The following is a 20,693-nucleotide window of genomic DNA, read 5'->3' on the forward strand; positions in this document are numbered from 1 at the left end:
CACAATAGTGTGGAGGAAAAAGAATAATGATTAAGTTTTCAAAATCGCGTTTGGCTGTAAGCGCTTCCATAGTCGTCCTGTCGACGGCTCTGGTCGTGGCTTCACCGTCGTTCGCGGCCGGTGACACGGCAACCCTTCAAGGGCGTGCGGCGCCTGGAAGCAAGGTGACCGCAACCGATACAAATACCGGCCAAAAGGTCACCGTTACGGCGGGTGCCAACGGCACCTACATCATCGTCGGCCTTCGCCCCTCGGCCTATCATGTGACCTCTGGCTCGATTGCGGAAGACATTACGCTAGCCGTTGGCGAAACCTCGCTTCTGGACCTCGACGCAGGGCAAGGCACCACCACGGTGACCGTCGTCGGCCGCCGCAGCAAGGAAGTGCGCACATCTGAAATCGGCACTTCGCTTTCGACGACGCAAATCGAGAACTTGCCACAGAACGATCGTAACTTCCTTAATTTCGCGGCCTTGGCGCCGGGTGTTTCGGTCTCTAATGGCAATAAGACCTTCCAGGCCGGTGGCGTTGGACCGGATCAGGTCAATGTCTTCATCGACGGCCAGAGCTTCAAAAACCAATCGAGCCACGGCGGCGTTGCCGGTCAAGCCTTCTCACCGGGCAACCCCTTCCCGCAATTGGCGGTTCAGGAATTTAAGGTGTCTTCCCAGAACTTCCCGGCGGAGTTTGATCAGTCTGGTTCAGCCATTATCACAGCTGTCACCAAGACAGGCGGTACGGATTTCCACGGCACATTCTTTACGCAGTATCAAAACAAGGACATGACAGGCCGGCCGTATTTCGACCGTCCGGGTAACGCCAACAACCCGAATGGTACAAACCCGAAGCCTGATTACAAGCGTTACCAATATGGCGCCGATATCGGCGGCCCGATCATCAAAAACGTTCTGCATTTCTACGCTGCGGCGGAAGTTCTTGATCAAACCAGTCCTTCCATCTCGGTTAACGTCGGATCAGCTACGCCGTCGAGCGTGGCTACGGCGGTTAACGGCAGCTTCCCCACCACCTTCAAGCAAACGCTTTTGTTCGGTAAGCTAACTTGGTTTGCTACGGACGCGGACAAGGTCGATTTCAGCATCTTCAACCGTGACGAAGACAATTTAATCGATTTCGGCGGTAATCGCGCTGTAACCGGGGCTCGTAACGTGACCGGAACAACGAAGAATATCCAGGCGGAATGGACGCACCGCGCCGATACGTACTTAAACGAGTTCAGTGTCGCTTATCAGGATGCGTCAACGCAGACGCCGGTAAAAAATCCGGGACCGCAATACACGCTGCAAACCTCCTCCGCCGGTGGCGATCAGGCCATATTGGGCGGCAATAACTTCAGCCAGCAAAGCGGGCAGAAATTATGGACGATCAAGAATAATATCACCTTTAACAGTTTTGACTGGCATGGCTCGCATGTGATCAAGGCGGGCGCTAAGATCACCACGGGCGATCTTAGCCGCAATGAAAGCAGCAACGTTTACGGCACCTATTACTACGTTGCGTCCACCTACACCGGAACGGCCGCCGACCCCGGCAGCAGCGTCCCGTTCAAGGCGGATATCAACTTGTCTCCGCCCACGACCTTTACCAGCAGCAATACTCAGGTCGGCCTGTTCATCCAGGATACGTGGCAAGTGGGCGACCATTGGACCTACAACCTGGGTGTCCGTTGGGATTACGAAACCAATGCCATGAACAACAAGTTCGTGACACCGACGGAAGTGGCAACCGCACTGCGTAATTACGCCAACTGGAAGGCCGCTGGGATCAACGCCGAAGACTATATTTCCAACGGTCATAATCGCGATGCGTACACCGGTGCGTTTGCGCCAAGGCTGGGTGTGTCTTACGATGTTTACGGTGACCGCAGTCTCATATTCTTCGGTGGGTGGGGCCGATATTACGACCGCGATACCTATCTATCCGGCCAAATCGAGTCGGTTACCCAAACTAACCAGAAGGTCATTACGCAAGGCTTCTATGGGGCGGGAACGGGTAACACGCTTGTTGATGCAAACAATGACGGCAAGGACGACCGCGGCTATATTCAATGGCAAGCGGCGTACAGCGACCCGGCAAAATTGCGTGCCGCCGTGGCAGCAACGGGCGTCGGCGGTTCTGTGTGGGCGCTAAACAACAAGACAAAGACGCCCTATTCAGACAACCTGACTATTGGCTTCCGTAAGCGTCTCGGCGCAGCCACCCTATCGGTTTCAGCACAACACAACATGTCGTACAACGTCTTCCAATATGTGCGTGGAAACCGTCTGCCGGACGGCACATATACGTCGAAAGGCGATGGCTGGACAGAAGACACCTTCCCGGCTTCCGGCATCCTGCCGGGCTACAGCGGGAAGCTAAACATCGGCGCATCTGATGGTAAGTCGCGTTACAATGCCTTGTTTGTTACCGTAGATAAGCCCTTCACCCGCGCCTCAAAGTACGGTTACACCGCTGCCCTGACGCTGGCGGACTCGAAGTCCAACGGTTCTGAACTGGGATCGGATGAGTTCTTCGGTGGTCCGAGCCAGAGCACCTTCGGTTACAATAGCTCGCTCGGCGTCGATAAGATGCGATTTGTTGGTACCGGCATCGTGCTTGGGCCTTGGGATACAACCATTTCGGCGACTCTGACCCTGGCCTCCGGCCAGCCGTTCGGTTCAGTCGATGGCACACAGGCTGCGCCTGAAAACGCCTGCTGTATCGTCAATCTGGGCGGTGTCTATTTCCCGAAGGATAAGCTGTCCTATCAACAGCTGGACATGCGTATCGCCAAGGACTTCGAACTGCCGAACGGCAACATCATTACACTTGATGGTCAGGTCTACAACCTATTCGACCACGTCAACCGCGCCTACTCGGCGTGGGGTGCAGGCGCGAACTGGGGCGGTGGTCCGGCACTCAAGGAAAATTCCACTCAAGGTCCGGCCCGTACCTTCCAGGTTGGCCTGAAGTACAAGTGGTAAGTCTTTAGTATCCTGGTGACTGAGTAACTCTGCTGGGGGGAGAGCGGTTTGTTTTCCCCCCTTTTTTATTCCGAATTTCCTTTTTATCCCAAATTTCCGGGCGTTTTTTATGTCAAATTCTCGCGTACAGGCCGGGGTGTCGCGCCGTGGCTTTCTGGGCGGGGCCGTGTCCGGCCTGGCCATTGCCGGTGTGGCCTCGGGCTTCGCTCCTGCCTTTGCCGCTCCCAAGGATGCCTTTATCGACGGCCTGATCGCCAAGATGTCGGTCGAGGAAAAGGCCGGACAACTGAGCCTGTACAGCGATCCGGTGCGCACCGAAGCGGCGACCTTCAATCCCTCGGTGGCCAGTGTGCCCAAGACGCAGATGCTGGCCGATATTGCGGCGGGCAAGATCACCGGCCTGTTCAACGGCATGGGCGTGGCCTTGGGGCGCGAATTGCAAAAGGCCGCGGTTGAAACCTCGCCGCATGGCATTCCGCTCATCTTCGCCGCCGACATCATTCACGGTATGAAGACCGTTTTCCCGATCCCGATGGCCGAGGCGGCCAGCTTCGATCCCGAATTGTCGCGCCGCACCAACCGGGTTGCCGCGCTGGAGGCCACGGCGTGTGGCCTGCACTGGACCTTTTCCCCGGCCGTCGATGTGGTGCGCGACCAGCGCTGGGGCCGCACGGCCGAAGCGGCCGGCGAAGACACGTGGCTGGCCTGTCAGTTTGCCGCCGCGCGCGTCAAGGGCTTCCAGGGCGACGACCTGAAGGCCGAAACCTCCCTGCTGGCCTGTCTGAAACATTTCGCCGCCTATGGCGCCGTCGAAGGCGGCATGGACTACAATACCGTCGAAATCACCGAACAGACCCTGCGTCAGACCCATCTGCCGTCGTTCCAGGCGGGCATTACCGCCGGGGCCTTGTCCGTCATGTCGTCGTTCAATGACATCGGCGGCGTGCCGTCGACCGGCAACCGGCGTCTGTTGACCGACATCCTGCGCGGGGAAATGGGCTTCAAAGGCTTTGTCGTATCCGACTTCACCTCCGAAGAAGAACTGATCCTGCACGGGTTCGCCGCCGATGGCCGCGACGCCGCCAAGAAGGCTATTCTGGCCGGGTGCGACATGTCGATGCAATCGGGTATCTACATGAAATACCTGCCCGACCTGGTCCGCAGCGGCGAAGTGCCGATGTCCGTGCTCGACGAGGCCGTGCGCCGCGTCTTGCGCGTCAAGCAGGCGATCGGCCTGTTCGACAACCCGTACCGCTCGCTCGACGCCAAACGCGAGCAAACGCAACTGCGCCTGCCGGAAAGCCTGGCCCTGGCGCGCGAAGCGGCCCGGCGCGCCTGCGTCCTGCTGAAGAATGACGGCGATGTCCTGCCGTTGAAGAAAACCGGCCAGAAGATCGCCCTGATCGGGCCGCTGGCCGACGATTTGAACCAGCTCAACGGCTATTGGGTCGTCTTCCCGGATACGCGCAAGGACATCACCGTGGCCATGGCCATGCGCGGCATTGTCGGTGACGGCAATCTGAACGTGGTCCGGGGCGCGGACATCGATGCGCCCATCCCCGGCGGTATCGACGCGGCGGTGGCTGCCGCCAAGGCGGCGGACGTCGTGGTGCTGTGCATCGGCGAAGGCCAGGAAATGTCGGGTGAGGCCCAGTCGCGCACCGAAATCACCGTGCCTGCGGCGCAGCAAGCCCTGGCCGAAGCGGTGGCGGCGACCGGCAAGCCGGTGGTGGTGGTGCTGAGCCATGGCCGCGCGCTGGCGCTTGAAGGCGCCGTCCGCAACGCTCAGGCCATCCTGTGCACCTGGTTCCTCGGTTCGGAAGCCGGCAATGGAATTGCCGACCTTCTGTTCGGGGATCACAGTCCGTCGGGCCGCCTGCCGTGCAGCTTTCCGCAGAAGTCGGGCCAGGAACCCTTCTATTACAACCACCGCGCCACCGGGCGGCCGCAACTGTCGGAAACCGATATCAATTATCGTACGCGTTACCGCGACGCCAGCTTCGAGCCGCTCTATCCCTTCGGCCACGGCCTGACCTATGGCCGTATCGTCTATGGCCCAACACAGCTCAGCGCCGACAGCCTGCCGTGGGCCGGTCAGGTGACGGTGTCCGTCACCATCGCCAATTCGGGCACGCGTCCCGTGCATGAAGTGGCCCAGCTCTATATCCGCGATCGCGTCGCCTCGGTGACCCAGCCGATCCGTTCGCTGAAAGGCGTGCGTCATCTCGATCTGGCGGCGGGCGAAAGCAAGACCGTCACCTTTGCCCTGACCCGCGCCGACCTGGCGTTTGTCGGGCTCTCCATGAACTGGCAGGCGGAACCGGGTGAGTTCGATATCTGGATCGCCCCGTCGTCTTCCGCCGGCACATCCGCCCGTCTTAAGCTGCTGAAGGCCTGATGATGAAAAAGACGCTTGCCCTGATCACCGTTTCGCTGCTGGCGATGAGCGCACCGGCCCACGCGGAGCAGAAAACCTACGCCAATCCGGTCGATATCGATTACCGTTACAATTTCGAACAGATGAACGAAGGCATTTCCTACCGGACCGGTGCTGACCCGGCGGTGGTGACGCATGACGGCGCCTATTACATGTTCCAGACCCTGGCCGACGGGTATTGGCGTTCGACCGACCTGATCCACTGGGACTTCATCACCCCGAGCCGCTGGCCGTTCGAAAGCATCGTGGCGCCGGCGCTCGTGTCGGACGGCAAGACGCTTTACATCATGCAGTCGCATACCCGCCAGACCGGCCTGCTCAAAAGCGACGATCCGGCGTCGGGCAAGCTCGACTTCTGGGTGCGCCGCACGCCGCCGGTGCCGACCGCGGTGCGTGAAGGCGCGGACGACAGCCATCTTGGCCCCGATCAGGTTCAGCCCAGCCCATGGGATCCGGGCCTGTTCATCGATGATGACGGCAAATGGTACATGTACTGGGGATCGTCCAATGTCTACCCCATCTACGGCATCGAAATGACGCCGCAACCCTTCGCCTATAAGGGCAAGCCCAACCGCTTCATCTGGATGGACCCCGAACACCACGGCTGGGAACGTTTCGGTCAGGACCATTCCGGCACGCTGCCCAACGGCACGCCGATCAACCCCTACAGCGAAGGGGCGTGGATGACCAAGGTCAACGGCAAATACTATCTGCAATACGGTGCGCCGGGCACGGAATACAATGTCTATGCCAACGGCACCTACGTATCGGACAAACCGCTTGGGCCCTTCACCTATGCCGATTACAACCCCGTGGCCTATAAGCCCGGCGGCTTCGTCGAAGGGGCGGGGCATGGCTCGACCTTCAAGGACCTGCACGGCAATTACTGGAACACGGGCACGCCATGGCTTGGCTATAACTGGACGTTCGAACGCCGTATCGCCATGTTCCCGGCCAAGTTCTACGACGACGGCCAGATGGCGGTGTCGGCGCGCTTTGGCGATTTCCCGCACTATGTCCCGACCGGTAAGGTCGATGATCCGGACAGTCTGTTTACCGGCTGGATGCTGCTGTCCTACCGCAAGCCGGTAGCAGTATCGTCCCAGCACGCGCCGGTCGAAGGCCAGGATTTTTCGGCCAAGAACGCCACGGACGAAAATCCGCGCAGCTTCTGGCTGGCCGCCGACAACACACCGGGCCAGACCCTGACCGTCGATCTGGGCGGGCCAAAGACGGTGCGGGCGATCCAGGTCAATTATGCCGACTACAAGTCCGGCCTCTATGCCGACAGCCCGGACATCTACACCGAATTCACGCTTGAGGCGTCTTCCGACGGGCAGACCTGGACCCAGGTGGCGCAAACCGAAGCGCCACGCCGTGACCGGCCGAACGCTTATTTCGAACTCGAACACCCGGTGACGGCGCGCTATATCCGCTACGTTCACGGCCATATCGGCGCACCGAACCTGGCCATCGCTGACTTGCGCGTTTTCGGCAATGCGGCGGGCCAGGCCCCCGCCCGGCCGTCGGGCGTGAAGGCGGTGCGCGATACCGATCAGCGCAACGCCCATATCGCCTGGAAGCCGGTGAAGGGGGCGGTCGGGTACAATGTTCGCTGGGGTATCCGGCCGGATCGCCTGACCCTGACCTATCAGATCTTCGCCGAAGACGACGATAAGGAGTTCGGCGGCCGCCAGCATGGGAACGCGCTGGACCTGCGTGCGCTCAATGTCGGCGTCGGCTACTATGTCGCCGTCGAAGCCTTCAACGAAACGGGCGTATCGACCCTGAGCCCTGTGGTGAAGATCCGCTAAGCCAGCCGGTGTCTGTGTGCGGCGAATGCACTAAGGCGTACGCCCGCGCACAAACAGGTTGGCGGTCAGGCGTCCGGTCATGGGGTCGTCGCTCAGGACCATATCGGACGGGATGATGCCGCTATGGAGCAGGCTGCCCTGATAGATGGTCACGCGGTCCGGCACGGCATCGACCTGGCCGATCTGCTCGAAAAACGCGTTTGAGCCCAGAATATAACCGGCCTGGGGCGCTTCGGCCTGTTCGCGCTTCATGGCGTCGAGCAGGACGGGCATGTTGTCTTCCGTCACCCGTTCGATGCCGGTGGCGCGGTGGCGGAAAAAAGCCGTGCCGCTGCCCGGTGTCGGGCTCAGATAATGCAGGACGGCCAGATGGTTCGGGTCCGTATCGTCGAAATGGGGCGCGCGCTGACGCGGGGTGAGCTCGGCTGCGGTCCGGGTCACCATGGAAAAGCTCGTCTCCAGCCAATCGAACGCATCGACATCGAAGGCGCCGCCGATAAAGGGGGCCGCGTCTTCCAGCAGGCGCTCTGCATAGGCATAGGCGGCCGTGTCGTCCGGGGTGATGAGGCGCCGCAGGCCGGGATAGTATGTCGTGGCCGGCGGAAACGGAGCGAGGGCCGCGGCCAGGGCACGGATATGACCGGTCATCTGGCTGAAGCCGTCGATGACGACGACGCGGCTGTCATCATGGCCGAAGGTCAGCAATTGCGGTTTCATGCACAGGTCCCGTTTGGCCGGACTATGGCCGATCGCGCCACGCATGGAAAGCCATCACAGCCAGTGAATGTCCGTATCGGCGCGGGGACTGCGGTGCAGGGTGGCCGCCCGCGTTTTTATGAGTGTCGCGACCTCAACGGCGCGGGCCTTCGATACCGGCGCAGCGAAGAGGTCATCGATATAGGCATCCATTCTGGCCAGGTCGTCGCGTCCCGCGCCGCCGCACCAGGCGCGGATGACCTGCTTCAGCGCCGTATGGACCATATCGCTGTCCGTTATCCCCTGTTGCAGGCGGCGCATGACGACATCTATTTCGCTGTTCAGTTCCATTCGCCACCTAAGAATTTGTTTTCACGAGGTTTTAATGCGGGCGGGTCGGCATTTCAACAGCCATCCCAGCAATGTGTAGGAGTGGGCAGATAAATTTGCGATGGGGAGCGGGTCGTGAATCGCAAGTTCATCACACGCCTCCCGGTCGTGGTCTGTGGTGGGTGGGCCACAGGTCACGCGCAAAACCGGAAGCAGAACACGGCTCTTTGAATTGTAGTACAATATCGCAAAATCTATGATATGACGGCATCGGGCCTCGCCAATCGCGTTCGCCCGATAAAAAGACGTGGAACACGCAGAAAAGAGTCTTGGGGAGCGGCGGAAAAATCGATGGCAGGCATCGTACATAACAGTGAGGCGCGGCGCGCGCTTCTGAATTTTGTCGGTACGCAGATATTGCCGCACGAGGCGGACCTGCGGCAATGGCTGTTGCGACTGGGTGTGAAAGCGCATGAACTCGACGATATCGTTCAGGATGTCTATTGCCGCCTGCTCCGGCTGGAACGGTTCGAGCATATCGAAGACCCGCGCGCCTATCTGTTCCGGTCGGCGCGTAATGTCCTTTTGGAGCAGGTTCGCCGCAACCGCGTGGTGTCGATCGTGACGGTGCAGAATCTTGATGAACTGGGCATTGCCGATATGGGCGCCAGCCCGGAAGCCGCCGCCGGGGCGCGGGCTGAGCTGACGCGCGTGCTGGGCCTGATCGAGGCCTTGCCCGAACGGTGCCGGCGCGTATTCGAATTGCGCAAGGTGCACGGCCTGTCCCAGGCGGAAACCGCCCGCGCCATGTCGATCAGTGAAAACATCGTCGAAAAGGAAACGGCCAAGGGGCTTAGCCTCATCCTGCGCCAGATGGCGGACAGTGGCGCGTCCGTGGTTAAGGCGCTTAAGCCCAAACTGTCGCAACAGCCAGGCGACGATAAGCGGGGCGGCGAGAGGTTATATGTCGCGGATTGACGAAGACGCAGCACGATGGGTGGCGCGTCTGAATGGTGACGCAAGCGCAGAGGACCGGGTGGCGTTCGACGCCTGGTACGCCGCCGACCCGCGTCATCAGGGCGCCTATCTGCGCGCCGAGGCGGCCTGGACGATGCTGGACCGCGCCGAGGTGATGGCGCACGGCGATCCCGAAAAAGCGCAACAGGCGCTGGATCGCACGGTGCGCACAGCCCGGTCAGCGATGACACGGCGTTACGCCATGGGCGCGGGCATGGCCGCCAGCGTGGCGGGGGCTGTCGCCATCGGGTTTGCGCTGAAAGACCGCCTAAGCATCGCCACCAGCCTGGGCGAACTGCGCAGCGTGCCGTTGCAGGACCGGTCGGTCGCGGCCGTCAATACCGATAGCCGCATCGAGGTGGACATGAGCTCGCGCCTGCGCCACGTCGCCCTAGTCAAAGGGGAAGTCTGGTTCGAGGTCGCCAAGAATCCGGAGGTGCCGTTCGTGGTGTCGGCGGGCGATATCCGCGTGCGCGCCGTGGGGACGGCGTTCAGCGTTCGCCGTCGTGCCGGGGGCGCCGATGTGCTGGTCACCGAAGGTACGGTTGAAACCTGGACGGTGCATGATACGGATCGGCGTGTCACCCTGACCGCCGGACACGAAGCCTTCATGCCGGAAACACCGCAAACCGTCGCCGTGACCTTCCGGCCGGATGACGTCGAACGTCGACTGGCGTGGCGGACGCGTGAAATCGTGCTCAATTCGGAAACCCTGCGCGAGGCGGTGGCCGAATTCAACCGCTATAATGCCCGGCAAATCGTCATTGCCGACCCCGCGATCGGCGGCGAAACCCTTGTCGGCGGATTTCATGTCGATCAGCCCGATACCTTTGCCCGCGCGGTGCACGGCGCGCTCAATGTGCCGGTGTCCATAGGCGACGACCGTATCATAATTGGTACAGCCGCCGCCGCATCCTGAAAGTTTATCGTACAATTCGGCGGAAATTTCGTGCCCGCACATCTTGGTTTGCAGAAGGGGAGACGAAGCCTCTCGCAAACACAAGATTCAGGGAACATATCTTATGACATACTGGAATTCAGGCCTGCGCGCTGCCCTTATGGGTACGGTTGCGGCGGTCGTCATGGTCGCTCAGCCCGCGGCCGCTCAGGCCACCCGCACCTTCAATATTCCGGCGCAAGACGCCGCCACCGCCATTCCGACCTTCGTCAGGCAATCGGGTCTTCAGATCCTGGCCACGGCTTCCGATCTGGAAGGGGTGCGCACCAATGCCGTTTCGGGCGCGCTGACCACCGATGCCGCGCTGAAGTCGCTGGTCGCGGGTACGGGCCTAAGCATAAAGACGAGTGATGGTGCCTCCGCCGTCATCGTCCGGGCCGACACCGCCGAAGCCGCCGCCACGCCCGCCGCCGCTGAGGCCGCCGCCGACCCCCAGGAAGTGGTCGTCGTCGGCATGCGCAAATCGTTGCGCGACGCGCTTGACGTTAAACGCCGCGCCACCGGCATTGTCGAAGCCGTGTCGTCGAAGGACATCGGCGCCTTGCCGGACGTCACCATCGCCGAAACCCTGAACCGCCTGCCCGGCGTCATGGCCGCTCGCGATCGCGGCAATGACAGCCAGGCCTCGATCCGTGGGCTCGGTGCGCGTATGGTGCTGGGCACGGTCAATGGCCGCGAAGTCGCGTCGTCCGAACCGGACCGCAATGTGCGTTGGGAAGTCTATCCGTCGGAAGTCATCGCCGGGGCGTCGGTCTATAAGTCGTCGGAAGCCCGGCTGATTTCGGGCGGCATTTCCGGTACGGTCGATCTGCAAACCATTCGCCCGCTGGACTACAAGGGGCCGTCCGTCGTTGTGCGCGCCGGTCCGGTCTATTATGACGGCGGTTCGGCGTTTCCGGGCTATGACGGCACGGGCTATCGCGCCTCGGCCTCCTTCGTCCATAAGTTCTCCGACCAATTCGCCGCCGTACTGGGGCTGACCTCTCAGGTCCAGAAGAACGGCTATGAGTCGGTTCAGGGCTGGGGCTACAATTCCGGCGCCGACAACGGGCCCGTTCTGGCCAGCCAGCCGACGACGAAATACAACACCCCGTGGGGGGCGCAGGCCGAAGCCAAACGCCTCAAGGAAACGCGGGTCGGGGCCTCGCTCGGCCTGCAATATCGCCCGAGCGAGAATTTCCAGCTCGGTTACGACCTGCTCTATTCCGATATCAAGATCAATGAGTTGCAGGATCAGGCCTGGTACGGCGACGGCGTCTGGGGCAATTGGGACGGCGGCAATTACACCAACTATGTCGATGGTGCTGCGGCATCGGGCAAGCAGCCGACCATCGTCAATGGCGACGTGGTGGCCGCGACCGTCACCTGGGCCGGCGACAAGTCGGTGGTGGCGCGTTACACCGAAGACAAGACCCTGATCGTTCAGGGCCTGAATGGCCGCTGGACCTCGGAACGCTGGACGGTCAGCGCCGACGCCTCCTATTCGAAGGCCGAACGGCATAATCTATGGGCCGCCAACGAATTCCAGTACTGGCCCAACCAGATGAGCTACGATTTCACCGGCAAACCGGTGATCACCGTTTCTTCGGCGCCGCAATCCAATGCCCAGACGACGGCGACCGGCCAGACGACGCTTGGCGCCGTCACCGACGAACTAACCGCGCTGCATATCGATGCCGAACGTCATTTCGACGGCGGTCCGTTCAAGAGCCTGCTGTTCGGTGCACGGACATCGGAACGCACCAAGGAACTGGGCCAAAAGACCGGCACCGTCACCCCGATCATCGGCACGGTTCCGGCCAGTATGCTGACGGCCTATCAATTCAAGAATTTCAACGTGCCCACCATCCTGACCGGCGATTTTGGCGCGCTGGCCCGGACGATCTACGGCACGTCGTTCGACATCGACCCCAAGACGACGCCGATCACCGACACGGTGAAGGAGCGGGTGTCTGAGGCCTATGTCGAAGGCACCTACGCCACCACCTTCGCCGGCGTGCCGGTGGACGGCAATGTCGGTGTGCGCGTCGTTGACGTGAAGGCGGATTCGGCCGGCACATCGACTGTGGCAGGCGACTGGGTCGAAACACCGCCGGGCGGCGGCGTCTGGGTGCAGCAGATGGTCACCACGCCGGTCACCGGCGGCACCAGCTACACCAAGGTCCTGCCGTCGGCGACGGCGCGCTTCGATTTCGGCGAGGGACGCTACCTGAAACTGTCGGCGGCCAAGGTCATTTCGCGCCCGCCGCTCAATGACATGATCATCACGCGCCAGATATCCTCCACCGCGCCCTATACGGGCTCGTCGGGCAATCCGTATCTGCGGCCGTTCGAAGCCAACCAGATCGACGTCAGCTATGAATACTATTTCGGCAAGGACGCCCTGGCGGCGGTCAGCGCCTATCATAAGGATGTCAGCCACTTCGTCGGTTATGCCTCGCGTCAGGAAACCATCAACGGCAACGCCTACACCCTGACATCGCCGGTCAATTCAACGAAGGGCGGGCGGATCGACGGCGTCGAACTGACCTATCAATCGTCGTTCGCCTTTGTCGGGTTGGACGCGTTTGGCATCTATTCCAACTACGCCTATGTCGATTCCAACCTGAAGGAGATGACGGCGGGGCTGCCGCTTAACGGTCTGGCCCGCGATACGGCGACGCTCGACTTATGGTATTCCAACCATGGCGTCGATGCCCGCCTGGGCACCAAATACCATTCGGAATATACGGCTATCTACGGGTGGGACGATTCCCAGCTTATCCGTGTGCGCCCGGAAACGACGATGGACCTCAGCGTCAGCTATCAGGTCAATCCGCGTATCCAGGTGCGGTTCCAGGCGAACAACCTGCTCGACACACCGCTGCGCACCTATAGCGACAACCAGCCGACGCGTCTGGGGCGCTATGACCTCTACGGTAAGCGCTACCTGCTCGACCTGACATTCAAATACTGATTTCCGTTTTCGGGATGTCTTTTCGGCCGGGACCTTCGGGTTCCGGCCTTTTTTGTTTGCGCCAAACGGTCGGACGGGCGGTCCACAGAGCGGGGGAGCCCATGAGCGGGGCGCCCAAACCGTTTCTACATAAGGGTTTGCGAGAGCTTGAGTAAAAAACTTGGATAAAGCGCATTTTTGGCTTGAAACCGGTCAGAATTTGGCTATGTTCCGCGCCTCACCGCCGGGGTTACCAAGCCCGGCCGGATACGAAGTTGGTTCGGGTGTGTAGCTCAGTTGGTAGAGCAGCTGACTCTTAATCAGCGGGTCCACGGTTCGAGTCCGTGCCCACCCACCAATCTCCTTCCGCCAGCGTCCGCTGGAATTGAAAAAACCCTTTAAATATGGTATGTTAGGCCGGTATTCATCCGGCGACATCCACCCCAATCCACCCCCGTCCGGGGTATTTTGGGGTATCGACCTGGGAATACCCCAAAGTCCCTCAGACTCGGTACCCCAATGACCCTATCAGACAGCACGATCCGCACGGCAAAGCCACGAGACAAATCCTACAAGCTCTACGATACAGACGGGCTGTTCCTTGTGGTAGCCACCTCCGGCAGTAAGCTCTGGCGGATGAAGTATCATTTTAACCATCAGGAGAAGGTCCTTTCGTTTGGACCATACCCCATGATGTCTCTTCGTGAGGCGCGGGAGCGCCGGGATGCAGCGAAAAAGCTCCTTTACGATAAGATTGACCCCGCCGCCGAAAAGAAACGGCGAGAGGTGGCCGCGGCGATCGCCGCTGGCAACACCTTCGGCAAAGTTGCGCGAGAGTTCCTGGAGAAACTGGAACTGGAAGGTATCGCCAGTGCGACGAAGGTCCGTAACGACCGATGTCTCAAACAACTGGACAAGGAACTGGGCAGCCGTCCCATGGGTGAAGTCGAGCCGGTCGAGGTTCTTGCTATCCTCAAGAAGTTCGAGCGTCGTGGCGTATATGAAACCGCCAAGCGGTTGAGAGCATTTATCGCCCGCGTCTACCGATATGCGATTATCACCGGACGAGCGCGCTACAATCCGGCAGCCGATCTTGCTGATGGCCTAGTGAAGGTCAAGAAGAAGCACTTGGCTGCCATTATTGATCCTGCCGTTCTGGGCGATCTGCTGAGATCCATAGAGACTTTCAACAAATACATGGTGACGACCCTGGCCCTTCGCCTGACGCCACACCTGTTCGTGCGCCCGGGTGAACTCCGGCATATGGAATGGACCGAGATCGATTGGGAGGCTAAAGTCTGGCGAATACCCGAAGAGAAGATGAAAATGCGTCGGGAACACGTCGTACCTTTGTCCCGCCAGGCGCTAGCGATTTTGGAAGAGGCGAAAGCCATCGCATCGCATAGCAAGTACGTGTTTCCGTCTATCAGGACAGGGCTGAGGCCGATTAGCGAAAACACTATCAATGTGGCGCTGAGGCGGCTGGGGTACTCTGGCGACGAGATGACCGCTCACGGGTTTCGCAGCACAGCGAGCACCTTGCTGAACGAGTCGGGCAAATGGTCGCCAGATGCTATCGAGCGATCTCTAGCACACAAAGGCCAAGACAAGGTCAGGGCCATTTACCATCGTGGCGCACATTGGGATGAACGCGTCCGGATGGCTCAATGGTGGTCCGATTATCTCGACGGGCTAAGGGATGGAAACACAGTTTCGCTGAAAATTTTCGCCTGATACGAAGTAATCGCACCGAGCAGTGGGTTGCCAAGCAACCTTTCGCGTGGCGTCTTTCAGTTGAGAGGCCAGATGTCAAATCTGGCCCGTCGTCATATCACCCCGCTCACTAACGGCCCAAGCGGCGCGTTCGGGACAGCATCAATCTAAAAGCCTGCGTTTCGCCGCCGCTGAACCTATTTTGCAGTGGCTTCGGCCATCCAATCACCCTTTGCCAAACTGACCTAATTTGAGGTGCTTGGCACGGGGGGCAACTGACCCGCGGGATCCTCGGGCATCAAGGTTTGGGATGACCGGCGGTCGAGTTGAGATATTCTCGTGCCATTTGCCGTCCCAGCAAGCGAGCAAGCGTCTTCAATCCTGCCAACTCGGCGGCGTCGCCGGGGTGAATTTTCCAGATGACCAATATGTCCGTTCCTTTTTTATGTGTCATTTGCCGCTCTCCATTGTAGTTCGACCAAATGTAAAGAGCGCCCTAAGTAGGAAAACCCCACATACCAACCCATAATTCTCATGGTTCCGCCCGGACCTCCCGCGTTTGCTGGATATTTTATGAGCCGGAAGTGTGATGACCTGTTGCACCGAATTATGGAAATGGGTGTCGGTATGAAAAGGACTGAGTTGGTGTCTTCGATGAACGACGGCGCCGCGCTCTTATATGCCATGGCCCTGACGGCCTGCCAGCCTCACTACCGGGCGCGTTTATTTGCAAGTGCGCGACTGCAACGCGCCAAAGCAGCACTGGCCTGGTGCGGCGTACCTCGTCGCGTTATTGAGATGTTGCCCCGGCCAATTATGTGCGACAGGGCTCTTGGCGAGGAGCTGTCTTTACCGCTTGCACAGTTCAAGTCGAGACAATTAACGCTGGCTCAGATCAAAGAAATGATGATGGCATATTTCGAAATGCCCATGCCATCGCATGATTACGAGTTTTTGATAGACTATATCCATAAGATGATGACGTCTTTTATCGAAGTAGATGGTGACGTGAAGCGCTATGCCTATGAGATCGGCGGCGTCATTGAGGCCGAACGAGATCATGCTCTCATACGGATGCGTGAAGCGATCACAGATCTTCACTATCGTGGCGGACGTGAAGCCCGAGGAAACCAAGTGTGACAAATTCATAACAAAGTTGAATCAATTCAAAGTGTAAGTAAATTGAAATATGTTCTCCGGTTGAGTGTGGTGTAAATTTACCCTCCACGCATAGAGTTGCGTGGCGAAAAACGCCAATTGAGAGGTAATTATGCCTGCATTTCTAAACTTCATTACAGCGTCCCGACGCGCAAAGTCAGTGGATGCGCTCTTTGAAACCTTTATCGAAGCTATGCGCAGCCTAGGCTTCGATCTCATCAACTTCTCAGTCATTGCCGCCTACGACATCTCAAGCGTTCATTGGGGATTCGGCCGCATCAATACCTACCCGAGTGCCTGGCGTCAGTATTACGAAGCGAATGATTGCCGACGCATCGACCCAGTCGCGCGGTGCGCGACAAGTACGTTCAGGCCTTTCTATTGGAGTGAACTAGATCGGATCTTGCCGCTTACGGCACGACAGCGAAGATTTCTACGAGATGCCCAGAAAGCCGGTCTACACAATGGCGTGGGTATTCCGTTCAAGGGCCCTATGTCCCAGGTGGCGGGGATAGCGCTGGCGACGTCCGCGCCTGTTGTCAAAGAGTTGCCACCGCTCGACCTGATCGTCGCCTATTGCAATCAGTTCTTCGACGTTTTCCGCACCATGGTCGCGCCTGAGCGGACTGTACCGAAGTCTGCCATCCTATCGGACAGAGAATGTCAGGTGCTCGAAGGTATCGTGATGAGCCTCACCGATTCCCAAATTGCCGAAATGTTGGGCATCAAACCCAGCACAATCGATTCGCATCTCCGCAGCATCTTCCGCAAACTAAAGGTCCGGAATCGCACCGCAGCCGTCATATCCGCTCAAAAAATGGGGCTGATTGACCTTTAAGCCACGCGAATGCTGGATTTTATTTGGTTAATTTCTCTGTTCATCTGGTTACACCGCATAACGGAGTAATCAGATGATTAGAGTCGTCAGCTACAAAGACATCTCCTATAACCACGATCTGTTTATTGGTCAGCACCAGCTTAGGCACCGTGAGTTTATTGATCGACAAAATTATCAAGTCAAATCGATAGACGGACTTGAGTTCGATGCTTATGACCATATCGCCGCCGTCTATCTCGTTTACTCAGATGATGGTCGGCATGTTTTGGGTGTAAGTCGGCTTACACCCGTGCGTTATGGCTGTATGCTGGCCGATCATTTTTCCCACTTGGTCGATGACGCCACAGTTTTCCGTTCTGATGATAACGTGTGGGAGAGCACACGTTTCTGTATTGATCATCGTCTGCCGGCCGAGAAGCGCCAGGCCATATGCCATGCGCTCGTGGCTGCCAATATTGAGTTCGGAATGGCCAGGGATATCGACCGAATTATTGGGTTGATGCCAACGATGATCCTCCGGTCGGTTTTCGAGAGATCAGGCGTTGTGCTTGATCGACTGGGGCCAGTGCAGCGGGTCGGCGGCCACACTAAAATTCAGGCCGCTTCCATCTCGATATCGAAAGCGCAATGGCAGCGCGTCAAAAGGGCCACCGGGCTGTCATCGGTTCTTTTCAACCACGCCGCCGAACGACGCGCGCATGTCGCGTAGGCGAACCGGGAACGTGACGTTACCCCCTGGAAATGGACACAGCCTCGATGCCAGCCTTTCTCGGACCATTGATGCCATGAGCCTGTTGCGCGAGGACCTGCGCCGTGAAGGTATTCAGGAACTGGCCAACGACCTCGACGATATTCTCGTCAAATGCCTAACGTTGTATCTCGATCGCGAGAACAGCAAGGCCGCCTTGGACGTACCGGACCAAACGAATGGTTCGGCGACCAAGCCTGAGTAAGTGGCCGCGTTTGCGGCCAAAGCATAGGTAGCTGTGAGCGCCTTAGAGGTGCTGAATAAGGGGCTTCCCTGAACGACTTGCAGCCTCAGTACAGCGGGCAGAACGCCCGCTTGGAGTACCGGAAATGGGCCAGAGTATAAGTCGAGCACATCAAGGCGGTGATTGGACCAACGCCGCCAATTATACGCGATACCTGCAAAGCGATCGCCGCACCTGGGCATGGCTATGGCTCAATCGCAACCCGACATTTCAACAATCAGCCCGAAATACGGAGTTGACCGAATGGTCTCAGCGCAATGGATCGATTGTCCTCGTCGAGAACTTGTGCCGCCATTTTTAGGTGGGGTATGGGTTCATACGGAAATGCGCGGCGATGGCGATCCAATACGACGGCTGTTCTGGCTACCGGAGTACGATCCGGCGGTAATTGCAGTACATGCCGAACCGATACCCCCATCTGATCCTGAAGCGTTCGATATCGCCCAATATGCGGACATGTCCGATCTGGCTATGGACAAACTGGGGGCTGAGTTTCTGGTTCTGGATGACGGCATCCATCAGATTGAACTGCAGGTCTGTTCCGGCACGCTATCAAATGGGCCCGTGCGATTGCGGTGTGACATCGGTCTCTTCAAGGGCAGTGAAGCCAAGGCGCTGACGGTCCTGCGTCTGGGCGCCTTCCGTCGCCTTGGCCGGTTTCCGAATAGCCTGTTTCCGCCCGAGCGGCGGGCACCAAAATGGGCGGTCGCCCTTCAGGCTTACGACGGCATGGTCGCGGGCGCTTCGCACAGAGAGATCGCCTGCGTCTTGTTCACCGAGCAATTCGTGCGTGAGGAATGGAAGGGTGGCTCGACCTTTCTGAAGGGTCGCATTCAACGTTTGCTCCGGTATGGAAGGAAAATGGTCGATGGCGATTATAAGACACTTCTCCAGTAAGGGGCAAACGCACGTCATAGCGACCCTGGCCGCGGCGATGGTGGACCGTGCGACGGGTCTTAGGGCTGACCTCGGCGCGAGTCTGGCGCTGGAGGCGGCCGCTATCGGATTGGCCACCGGCGGGCCACTTGCGCTCAAAATGTTGCTGGATGGTATGGGGCAGGGGCATGTGTCCACAGCGTTGGCCTGCGGCCTGGTGGTCGCGTTCATTCTGAGTTGGTTAGGCGGCGGCGTGCTTCAAGCCTGGCGCCAATGCTTCTCCCAGAACATGCTCAACAGGCTGAACGCCGTCATTGTGGACGAGGCCTTGGCTTCGGTCATGCCGTCACTGGTCGGCAACAGAGATAGCGACAGCGGGCGACTGCTCGGTGCGATGGAAAGATTGCCCTTCAGTCTTCAGGTGATCGTGGAAGGCCTGATCTGGCAGATTGCGCCGACCATAGTACAAGTCCTGATCAGTCTGGCCATTATCCTGAGCATCCTAAAGCCGCTCTATGTTGTTATTCTGGCTCTGACGCTGGCAGGTTTCGCCCTATCTGCCTGGTTTGGCGCGGTCAGGCAAAACACGGTCAGCTTAGAGGCCAGTGCCACCGCGGGGCAACTGTCGGAAACCATGGGGGATGTCCTGCGCAATGCCCGTCGTGTTGTGCTCAACGGCGCGCTGCCCGCCGAGCGGCAGCTCATCTCCGAACGGTTCGAGGGGAAACGGCAAGCGTTCCGACGCATGCTCACCTCACAGCTCATCATGGCGCTTTTGCAGTATGGCACCGCCGGATTGGGATTGGCGTGCCTGCTGACACTAGGGGCCTACGATGTATTGGCCGGGCGCATGACAATTGGTGAGTTCGTTCTGTTGCAGGCCTATGGTTTCCGTCTGGTGCTGCCGCTCAGCGGCTTTGGCTTTGTGATCAGCCAAGCCGCGATCGCTCTTATTACCGTCCGGGACGTGCTGGATATGGGACGGGAAGGGCAGGCGGCCGATATTCTCATCACCCCTCCGGAAGGTGCGGCGGAACTGGTACTGCGCAACGTCGCGTTCAGTTACGGTCTGGGTTTGCCTGGGCTTCAGGATGTCAGCGCGACACTGGAACCCGGCTCATTCAATGTCATCGTCGGGCCAAATGGGTCAGGCAAGTCGACCCTGGCCCAAGTGATGGCGGGACTGCTGGAGCCCACATCCGGCGACGTCGTCATCAGTGGAGTGCCTTTGCGATCAATCCCCCGCGACCAGCGCTACCGTTTCCTGCTCTACGTGCCCCAGTCTGTGACTTTGCTGAATCGCACCCTCCTGGCGAATGCGCTTTATCCGCCATCAGGCCAAACCGAAGCTGACATTGCACGCCTGCTAGCCGAGTGGCGTTTCTTCGATCCCGCACGCGACATCGATTTCACAGCCGTGGTGGGCGAACAGGGCGAGAGGCTGTCGGGCGGGCAAATTCAGAAACTGGAGTTAGCGCGCATCGCCCGGGTCAAGGTTCCGGCGATCATTCTTGACGAATCCACATCAGCGCTCGACCCCGTCAGTGAAGCCGACATTATACGCACCCTTCGCGAAGGATACGGCGCGGCGACAACCTTGATCCTGATCACCCATCGTAAAGGCCTTGCTGAGATAGCCGATCAGGTTCTCTTCATGAAAAACGGAACGCTCATGCGGAGCGGAACGCACGAGACACTGATGCAGGATTCGGCGGCCTATGTCAGATTGTGGGAGAAGACAAGGGGTTAGCTGGTCAAGCCAAAATGACTTCGGATATGCCACGCATTTGGGCGAATGTCGCCGTAGCGACATCGGTATTGCCAGCAGCCGACCGATGGGTATTCAGATGCGAAAGGTGTTGGCACGGCAGTTATCTCGATGTTGGCAAATTCCTTCACCAAATAGGCGGTATTTTTCGACCAATCCAGGACGCTGACAAGCCCTTTG

Annotated in this window: 16 protein-coding genes, 1 tRNA gene and 1 pseudogene; 15 read left to right on the plus strand and 3 right to left on the minus strand. The window is 59.0% G+C overall.

The window, feature by feature from the left end:
- Window positions 1-26 precede the first annotated feature (26 nt).
- The 3 genes from AEAC466_RS33000 to AEAC466_RS33010 all read left to right on the plus strand — a co-directional run bounded on the left by AEAC466_RS33000 (window position 27) and on the right by AEAC466_RS33010 (window position 7,232).
- Window positions 27-2,981, plus strand: coding sequence for a TonB-dependent receptor (locus tag AEAC466_RS33000; protein ID WP_023458105.1), 2,955 nt, complete (start codon window positions 27-29; stop codon window positions 2,979-2,981).
- 109 nt (window positions 2,982-3,090) lie between these two features.
- Window positions 3,091-5,379: a glycoside hydrolase family 3 N-terminal domain-containing protein gene (locus AEAC466_RS33005; protein ID WP_023458106.1), complete on the plus strand. Its 2,289-nt coding sequence runs from the start codon at window positions 3,091-3,093 to the stop codon at window positions 5,377-5,379.
- Window positions 5,379-7,232, plus strand: coding sequence for a family 43 glycosylhydrolase (locus AEAC466_RS33010; RefSeq protein ID WP_023458107.1), 1,854 nt, complete (start codon window positions 5,379-5,381; stop codon window positions 7,230-7,232). The genes AEAC466_RS33005 and AEAC466_RS33010 overlap by 1 nt, the downstream gene beginning before the upstream one ends.
- Window positions 7,233-7,262: 30 nt before the next feature.
- On the opposite strand, the gene AEAC466_RS33015 is transcribed toward AEAC466_RS33010, so the two are convergent.
- Window positions 7,263-7,949 carry a DUF6445 family protein gene (locus AEAC466_RS33015; protein WP_031238696.1) on the minus strand — a complete coding sequence of 229 codons (687 nt, stop codon included), beginning with the start codon at window positions 7,947-7,949 and terminating at the stop codon, window positions 7,263-7,265.
- A 54-nt stretch (window positions 7,950-8,003) separates the two neighbouring features.
- Complete coding sequence (locus AEAC466_RS33020) at window positions 8,004-8,279, minus strand: hypothetical protein (RefSeq protein ID WP_023458109.1); 276 nt, start codon at window positions 8,277-8,279, stop codon at window positions 8,004-8,006.
- A 330-nt stretch (window positions 8,280-8,609) separates the two neighbouring features.
- Between AEAC466_RS33020 and AEAC466_RS33025 the strand changes: the two genes are divergently transcribed.
- The 5 genes from AEAC466_RS33025 (at window position 8,610) to AEAC466_RS0122355 (ending at window position 14,902) form a co-directional block, all read left to right on the plus strand.
- On the plus strand, window positions 8,610-9,236 hold the full coding sequence (locus AEAC466_RS33025) for an RNA polymerase sigma factor (protein ID WP_023458110.1): 627 nt from the start codon (window positions 8,610-8,612) through the stop codon (window positions 9,234-9,236).
- Window positions 9,223-10,194: a FecR family protein gene (locus AEAC466_RS33030; protein WP_023458111.1), complete on the plus strand. Its 972-nt coding sequence runs from the start codon at window positions 9,223-9,225 to the stop codon at window positions 10,192-10,194. Before AEAC466_RS33025 ends, AEAC466_RS33030 begins: the two co-directional genes overlap by 14 nt.
- 103 nt (window positions 10,195-10,297) lie before the next feature.
- Entirely contained in the window at window positions 10,298-13,189 is a 2,892-nt protein-coding gene (locus tag AEAC466_RS33035) for a TonB-dependent receptor (RefSeq protein ID WP_023458112.1), read from the plus strand.
- Window positions 13,190-13,450: 261 nt separating this feature from the next.
- Window positions 13,451-13,526: transfer RNA gene (locus AEAC466_RS33040), tRNA-Lys, on the plus strand.
- Between the two features lie 161 nt (window positions 13,527-13,687).
- On the plus strand, window positions 13,688-14,902 hold the full coding sequence (locus tag AEAC466_RS0122355; RefSeq protein ID WP_031238699.1) for a tyrosine-type recombinase/integrase: 1,215 nt from the start codon (window positions 13,688-13,690) through the stop codon (window positions 14,900-14,902).
- 277 nt (window positions 14,903-15,179) lie between these two features.
- Here the strand turns inward: AEAC466_RS0122355 and AEAC466_RS44440 are convergent, their stop codons facing one another.
- Window positions 15,180-15,335: a hypothetical protein gene (locus AEAC466_RS44440; protein ID WP_155913598.1), complete on the minus strand. Its 156-nt coding sequence runs from the start codon at window positions 15,333-15,335 to the stop codon at window positions 15,180-15,182.
- Between the two features lie 200 nt (window positions 15,336-15,535).
- Here AEAC466_RS44440 and AEAC466_RS33045 point away from each other — a divergent pair, with 200 nt between their 5' ends.
- From AEAC466_RS33045 to AEAC466_RS33060, 7 genes and pseudogenes are all read left to right on the plus strand, one after another.
- On the plus strand, window positions 15,536-16,021 hold the full coding sequence (locus AEAC466_RS33045; RefSeq protein ID WP_155913600.1) for a hypothetical protein: 486 nt from the start codon (window positions 15,536-15,538) through the stop codon (window positions 16,019-16,021).
- A 130-nt stretch (window positions 16,022-16,151) separates the two neighbouring features.
- Window positions 16,152-16,877, plus strand: a complete 726-nt coding sequence (locus tag AEAC466_RS33050; protein ID WP_023458114.1) for a helix-turn-helix transcriptional regulator — start codon at window positions 16,152-16,154, stop codon at window positions 16,875-16,877.
- A 73-nt stretch (window positions 16,878-16,950) separates the two neighbouring features.
- The gene (locus AEAC466_RS33055; protein ID WP_023458115.1) at window positions 16,951-17,586 is read left to right on the plus strand and encodes an acyl-homoserine-lactone synthase; all 636 of its coding nucleotides are present in this window, start codon (window positions 16,951-16,953) and stop codon (window positions 17,584-17,586) included.
- Between the two features lie 13 nt (window positions 17,587-17,599).
- Window positions 17,600-17,830 (plus strand): hypothetical protein, encoded by a 231-nt coding sequence (locus AEAC466_RS44445; RefSeq protein WP_155913602.1) that lies wholly within the window; start codon window positions 17,600-17,602, stop codon window positions 17,828-17,830.
- A gap of 124 nt (window positions 17,831-17,954) precedes the next feature.
- Window positions 17,955-18,053: pseudogene (locus AEAC466_RS45295) on the plus strand (hypothetical protein); the annotation flags it as partial.
- 2 nt (window positions 18,054-18,055) lie between these two features.
- A complete protein-coding gene (locus AEAC466_RS43745) occupies window positions 18,056-18,766 on the plus strand; it encodes a DUF2285 domain-containing protein (protein ID WP_162148942.1) in 711 nt (236 codons plus the stop codon).
- Window positions 18,738-20,495 (plus strand): ATP-binding cassette domain-containing protein, encoded by a 1,758-nt coding sequence (locus tag AEAC466_RS33060; protein WP_081714613.1) that lies wholly within the window; start codon window positions 18,738-18,740, stop codon window positions 20,493-20,495. The genes AEAC466_RS43745 and AEAC466_RS33060 overlap by 29 nt, the downstream gene beginning before the upstream one ends.
- Window positions 20,496-20,693: the final 198 nt, after the last annotated feature.

The organism is Asticcacaulis sp. AC466, assembly GCF_000495815.1.
Lineage (GTDB): Bacteria > Pseudomonadota > Alphaproteobacteria > Caulobacterales > Caulobacteraceae > Asticcacaulis.

Bases quoted from the DNA above. Each gene is read 5' to 3' on its own strand.
- AEAC466_RS33000 (WP_023458105.1), top strand. From the start codon at position 27: ATGATTAAGTTTTCAAAATCGCGTTTGGCTGTAAGCGCTTCCATAGTC.
- AEAC466_RS33005 (WP_023458106.1), top strand. From the start codon at position 3,091: ATGTCAAATTCTCGCGTACAGGCCGGGGTGTCGCGCCGTGGCTTTCTG.
- AEAC466_RS33010 (WP_023458107.1), top strand. From the start codon at position 5,379: ATGATGAAAAAGACGCTTGCCCTGATCACCGTTTCGCTGCTGGCGATG.
- AEAC466_RS33015 (WP_031238696.1), bottom strand. From the start codon at position 7,949: ATGAAACCGCAATTGCTGACCTTCGGCCATGATGACAGCCGCGTCGTC.
- AEAC466_RS33020 (WP_023458109.1), bottom strand. From the start codon at position 8,279: ATGGAACTGAACAGCGAAATAGATGTCGTCATGCGCCGCCTGCAACAG.
- AEAC466_RS33025 (WP_023458110.1), top strand. From the start codon at position 8,610: ATGGCAGGCATCGTACATAACAGTGAGGCGCGGCGCGCGCTTCTGAAT.
- AEAC466_RS33030 (WP_023458111.1), top strand. From the start codon at position 9,223: ATGTCGCGGATTGACGAAGACGCAGCACGATGGGTGGCGCGTCTGAAT.
- AEAC466_RS33035 (WP_023458112.1), top strand. From the start codon at position 10,298: ATGACATACTGGAATTCAGGCCTGCGCGCTGCCCTTATGGGTACGGTT.
- AEAC466_RS0122355 (WP_031238699.1), top strand. From the start codon at position 13,688: ATGACCCTATCAGACAGCACGATCCGCACGGCAAAGCCACGAGACAAA.
- AEAC466_RS44440 (WP_155913598.1), bottom strand. From the start codon at position 15,335: ATGACACATAAAAAAGGAACGGACATATTGGTCATCTGGAAAATTCAC.
- AEAC466_RS33045 (WP_155913600.1), top strand. From the start codon at position 15,536: ATGAACGACGGCGCCGCGCTCTTATATGCCATGGCCCTGACGGCCTGC.
- AEAC466_RS33050 (WP_023458114.1), top strand. From the start codon at position 16,152: ATGCCTGCATTTCTAAACTTCATTACAGCGTCCCGACGCGCAAAGTCA.
- AEAC466_RS33055 (WP_023458115.1), top strand. From the start codon at position 16,951: ATGATTAGAGTCGTCAGCTACAAAGACATCTCCTATAACCACGATCTG.
- AEAC466_RS43745 (WP_162148942.1), top strand. From the start codon at position 18,056: ATGGCTCAATCGCAACCCGACATTTCAACAATCAGCCCGAAATACGGA.
- AEAC466_RS33060 (WP_081714613.1), top strand. From the start codon at position 18,738: ATGGCGATTATAAGACACTTCTCCAGTAAGGGGCAAACGCACGTCATA.